Here is a 5,291-nt window from a genome sequence, read left to right as displayed (position 1 = left end):
TTCGGTTTGTGTTATGCAATGGACGGGGGTTATAAGGGATGGAACCCTTATAGAGAAAGGCATTTAGCGATTTTTGTCAATTGTTTTTATCTAGAGCGAACTAATCAATTAAGTCTCTTGCCAGATAAGGATTTAGTCGATGTATGCCCCCCTATCGAACCATAACAAGTAACGAAGAGCCGGATAAACTAAGCCTTTTTATTAACAGTGAGCCTCTTGGGCTCTTCTCGACTGTGTGTGATAATTTTTGCTTATGGAGTCGTGAAATGCTTATTGGGCAAGACTTTTAGGGCTATTTTGCGGATATTCTATCAGTATAGACCTCGTTTCCACACAGAAACCAGAAGAGCCCCTCTTGCATAATTAATTTTTCAGGGTTCAAAAACGGCAAAAATAATGGTTAAATTGCCTAACATCTGTAAAGAGACCATTTAATTGATTATGATTGATTCTTAATTCTCCTGACTACTGACTACTGACTACTGACTCCTAACCCTAACAACAATTTTTGATTTTTACAAGAGGTCTAGTATAAACCCACTGATTATGATTTTTTCTGGCCACGATTTTTTTAGAAGCAACCAAAGATTTTAGACAAAGATTGAGCATAGAAACGGGACGATTTAAGCGTTGGCTCAATTCTTGAACTGTGATTCCTTGGGGATAAACTTGCATAAGTTCAAAAATTTGTGCGCTAGTATTTAATCCTTTTGTGGGACTAATAATCTTGATAGCCAAGGCTAGTAATCGGGAGAAACGACAGGCCATTAGACCCTTGTTTGTCGCTGCTTTGTTCCGCTCGATCTAGCCTTTTTTTCGAGAATTTATCAGGGTTTCAAGTGCTAATAAAACCCTGACGTAAATCGAGATTAATTTGTTCCCATAATCTCTTGAATAGCAGATAAAAGGCGATCAATCTCCTCATCGGTTCCGATAGAAATCCGCACATAATTCTGAATGCGAGGATGTTTAAAATATCGCACTAATATCTGACGCTCTTTCAGTTGATTATATAACTCACTGGCACTAATCTGGGGGGGAGAAGCGAGGATAAAATTAGCTTCCGAGTCAAAAACAATAAATCCCAACTCGCGCAGAGAAGTAATTAAACGGCCGCGGGTTTGACGGACTTTTTGCCAAACTTGCTCAAAATAATTATGGTGTTTTAAAGCTGCTGTGGCTAAAGTTTGAGCGATGCGATCTAAATTATAGGAATCACGCACCTTATCCATCTGTTCGATAATGGCCCTGGAAGCAAACCCGAAACCGACTCTTAACCCCGCTAAACTATAACTTTTCGACATAGTGCGACTAATGATGACATTATCGTAACGGGAGAGAAAATCGAGATGATTGTCATCACTAAAATCCACATAAGCTTCATCAATTAATACCACTCCCGACGCATTAGCACAGGTTGCTTCTAAATAGTCGCGATCAAGATGTTTACCGAGGGGAGGATTAGGAGAAGCCAGAAAAATTAATTTAGCTTCCGGACAAATAATCGGTCCTTCCAATGCAAATTTATCATTAGTGGGAAATTCGATAATATTTGCCCCGTGTACCCGGGCAATTGTCTCGTAAAGGGAATAGGTTAAATCTAAAAAAGCGACGCTTTCGCAAGGGTTAACAAAAGTTCGCAGGGCGATATTGAGGATATCATCGGAGCCATTACCCGCGATTATCTGATCGGCTGCTATGCCGTATAATTCCGCCGCCGTTTGCCGTAACTCTTTGGAGATAGGATCGGGATAGAGTCGGACTTTCTCTAATTGCTCTGGCAGGTGGGAAAAAATTTCCGCCGGTGGGGGATAGGGATTCTCATTGGTGTTAAGTTTGGTAAATCCCGCGCTTTGGGGCTGTTCTCCCGGAGTGTAAGCGGGGGTTTGACGAACACAATCGCGTGTAGGTAGCATGGACTCTCTGGGGCGGCAATTTCTAGCAAGCTTTCCATTGTAACAAATTCTCGCCGATGATCGGGGGTTGAATCGATGTCAACCCCTACCGGTAAAACTAATTAAGGTTGGCTGAATAAATCTAAAAACCTTGTTGGATAATATCTTTAGGCTTTTTTGAAATCAAAAAGTGCCAGCGATTGGAGTGATTGGGGGGAAAATTCAGGGACTTTTTCCCTAAAAATTAGGTAATTGACTCCCTGAAAATGGGTAAAACCCCACACCCCACACCCCACACCCCACACCCTGCCACCAGGAAAAACTTTTCAGCAAACCCTAATTAAGGTTCTACCCAACGGCCATCGGCTTTAATTAAATTAATCAACTCGCTTACACCTTCATTTTCGGGGACGCGTTTAATTTCCTGGCGACCGCGATAAAGGGAGATATAACCGGCCTGTTTCCCCACATAACCATAGTCTGCGTCGGCCATTTCTCCCGGTCCATTGACAATACAACCCATAACGGCGATATCGAGTCCGGTGAGGTGTTGAGTCGCTGCCCGCACTTGCTGCAGGACATCTTCTAAATTAAAAAGAGTGCGACCACAGGAAGGACAGGCAACGTATTCGACCATGGTTTTCCGCAGTCCCAGGGCCTGGAGGATACTGTAACAGACGGGAATTTCCTTTTCGGGAGCTTCCGTCAGAGAAACGCGAATCGTATCACCAATACCGTCCGCTAAGAGAGTGGCAATCCCGGCAGTGGATTTAATTCGTCCGTATTCCCCATCTCCTGCCTCAGTAACCCCCAAATGCAGGGGATAATCCATACCTAACTCGTCCATGCGCTTAACCATGAGACGATAGGCGGCCACCATCACCGGCACGCGGGAAGCTTTCAGGGAAATGACCAGATTGCGAAAATCGAGGGATTCGCAGATGCGGATAAATTCTAAAGCCGACTGTACCATTCCTTCGGGGGTGTCGCCGTAGGTAAAGAGCATTCTTTCGGCCAGAGAACCGTGGTTAACGCCGATTCGCATCGCTTTACCTTGATCTCGCAGGGAAACTACTAAAGGTTTCAGGGTTTCGGCGATTTTTTCGCCAATTTCATCAAATTCTGCTTGACTGTACTCGCTGCGGTCGGCTTTCGGTTTCTCGAAAACGTACAAACCGGGGTTAATCCGCACTTTATCGACGTGCTTGGCCACTTCTAGGGCGATTTTCATGCCGTTGTGATGTACATCGGCTACTAACGGCACGGGTTGATAGGTGGTCAGCAGTTTTTCCCTAATTTTAGCTAAAGCGGTGGCGTGAACCAGACTCGGCACGGTGACGCGGACAATTTCACAACCGATTTCATGGAGGCGACGGATACCAGCCACGGAACCATCTATATCAAGGGTATCCTCGTTAATCATCGACTGCACGACCACGGGATAACCACCACCGATGGTAACGCTACCTACCCTGACGGGACGGGTTTTACGTCGGTGAATCGTGGTGTCGAATTCGGAGGCAGTTGCGGGAGGGTTGAGCGTCGATTCCAAGGTTTGCATAGGACTATCACCAACAATCACTCTCCCTATTCTCTCAAAGAACAGGAACAGATTCTAGCCACTCTAATAAAATTGGATTAAAACGGTCGGGACATTCATCCTGTAAACAATGACCAGCCCGTTCAAATTCTACATATTTAATTCTAGGATTAAGGGAGACAAAACCCTGGGCTAACTGGACGGGAACCATGCGATCTTGTTTGCCCCAACATAATAAAATCGGGATTTCTAAGCGTGGTAAAATTAACTTTGCTGGTGGACAATATTCGGGATGATTAACAGCTTGTGCTAGGGAAATAAACGCCTCGGCTGCCCCCTCATCTAGGGTTGGGGCGGCGATAATTTGTACTAATTCCTCGCTGACTGCTTTCTTGTCTTCGTAGGCGATTCCTGTCCATTTTTTCAAGACTTGCGGACGACGCAGATAGTAAAAAATCGGTTTTAATAGCCAAGGCGAAGTGAAAAAGTTTTCGATGGGAGTGACGATATCTAATAACCAATTGGCAATCATTTCCCTCCGACGGCTGACATCGGGTAAACTGATCATAACTAATCCGGCTACCATTTCCGGATATTTACCCGCTAGGGCCATACTAACTAAAGAACCGATCGAATTTCCCACTAATACCACTGGTCTATTTATAAAAGTTTGCCAGAAATCGTGTATCTGTTCCACCCAGAGATTAACGGTATAGGGAACCTGTACTTTGCGCGAACCACCGAAACCTAATAAATCTACCGCGTAAACTCGATGATTTTGGCTGAGGATAGGAATATTATGGCGCCAATGTTCGATCGCCGCTCCAAATCCATGCAGTAAAATTAAAGGGGGTTTATCGGCATCTTGGGGGTTTTTTGCCGGCATAAAACTATAACGAATTTGCCAACCGCGCCACACCCAATCCCGTTGATAACCGATGCGTTCTGTCCAAGCTGGTGAAGTTGTCACTTAAGTCAAACAATTAAGAGGTTTTCAGGAAATATTACTCTAAGTAGGTAGGCGTTAAAAATTATCAGACACCCCCCTTATCAAGGTAGGGCTGTTTCATTCTCCCATCAGAATATCAAAAGTAAAAGCGATCACAGTCAGATAAAATGAGAAGTGACCGCCAACTTTTAAAATATATGTTGAGCTTAATAGAAAAACTAAAACAAGTCAAGGACTTTCGTAAGAATAAAGGAAAAAGACACCCTTTATGGATAGTATTAGTAGTAATAATACTGGGAACAATGCTAGGATACTCAGGTTAGAGAGAGCTAGGAGAGTTTGCTAAAAATAATCGGCACAGGCTCAGTCAAGAATTTAACATAATTCCAGAAAGAGTCCCATCCTATTCAACAATTAGAAGGGTAATGATGGGAGTCGAATGGCAGAGTTTGTTAAAAATGTTTAATGAATGGGCATTACAAGAATATGGACAAAGAAGTGATATAAATTGGCTAGACATAGATTGAAAAAGTCTCAAAAACACCCTAAAGAATCCTAATAATGAACAACAAAATTTTATCATGTTTGTCTCATTGTTTAGTCAAGAAAGTGGCTTAGTATTACACTTAAAAAGAATCGAAAACAAAAAAGGGTCTGAAATCAACGAAGGTCAAGCTATAATTGAGGATTGCTCTCTCCAAAATAAAGTTTTTACTGGGGATGCTTTACACTGTCAGAAAAAAACAATCAGCTTAATAGCCAAGACTAAAAATGATTATGTTATCACCGTTAAAGGAAATCAGAAAAATCTTGATCAGCGAATACAAGACCTGAGTAATTCCTCAAAGCCAGAAAGTTGCTTTCTTGAACAAGATAATAGTCATGGACGAAAAATATCAAGAAAAAT

4 protein-coding genes and 1 pseudogene are annotated in these 5,291 nt (G+C 42.8%); 1 reads left to right on the top strand and 4 read right to left on the bottom strand.

Going from position 1 to position 5,291, the window contains the following annotated elements:
- Window positions 1-495: 495 nt before the first annotated feature.
- The 4 genes from O9290_RS17680 to O9290_RS17665 form a co-directional block, all read right to left on the bottom strand.
- Entirely contained in the window at window positions 496-768 is a 273-nt protein-coding gene (locus tag O9290_RS17680) for a hypothetical protein (protein ID WP_002763859.1), read from the bottom strand.
- A 101-nt stretch (window positions 769-869) separates the two neighbouring features.
- A complete protein-coding gene (hisC, locus tag O9290_RS17675) occupies window positions 870-1,916 on the bottom strand; it encodes a histidinol-phosphate transaminase (protein WP_288057180.1) in 1,047 nt (348 codons plus the stop codon).
- A 319-nt stretch (window positions 1,917-2,235) separates the two neighbouring features.
- On the bottom strand, window positions 2,236-3,456 hold the full coding sequence (gene ispG, locus O9290_RS17670; protein ID WP_288057182.1) for a (E)-4-hydroxy-3-methylbut-2-enyl-diphosphate synthase: 1,221 nt from the start codon (window positions 3,454-3,456) through the stop codon (window positions 2,236-2,238).
- A gap of 34 nt (window positions 3,457-3,490) precedes the next feature.
- Window positions 3,491-4,405, bottom strand: coding sequence for an alpha/beta fold hydrolase (locus O9290_RS17665; RefSeq protein WP_288057183.1), 915 nt, complete (start codon window positions 4,403-4,405; stop codon window positions 3,491-3,493).
- 176 nt (window positions 4,406-4,581) lie between these two features.
- On the opposite strand from O9290_RS17665, the pseudogene O9290_RS17660 reads away from it, so the two are divergent.
- Window positions 4,582-5,291, top strand: a pseudogene (locus O9290_RS17660) (ISAs1 family transposase); the annotation flags it as partial.

Source organism: Microcystis sp. LE19-41.2A, from assembly GCF_027530405.1.
GTDB classification, from domain to species: domain Bacteria; phylum Cyanobacteriota; class Cyanobacteriia; order Cyanobacteriales; family Microcystaceae; genus Microcystis; species Microcystis aeruginosa.
The sequence above is the reverse complement of the archived record's forward strand: the minus strand, read 5'-3'. Positions and strand labels throughout refer to the sequence as shown.

Bases quoted from the DNA above. Each gene is read 5' to 3' on its own strand.
- O9290_RS17680 (WP_002763859.1), bottom strand. From the start codon at position 768: ATGGCCTGTCGTTTCTCCCGATTACTAGCCTTGGCTATCAAGATTATT.
- ispG (WP_288057182.1), bottom strand. From the start codon at position 3,456: ATGCAAACCTTGGAATCGACGCTCAACCCTCCCGCAACTGCCTCCGAA.
- hisC (WP_288057180.1), bottom strand. From the start codon at position 1,916: ATGCTACCTACACGCGATTGTGTTCGTCAAACCCCCGCTTACACTCCG.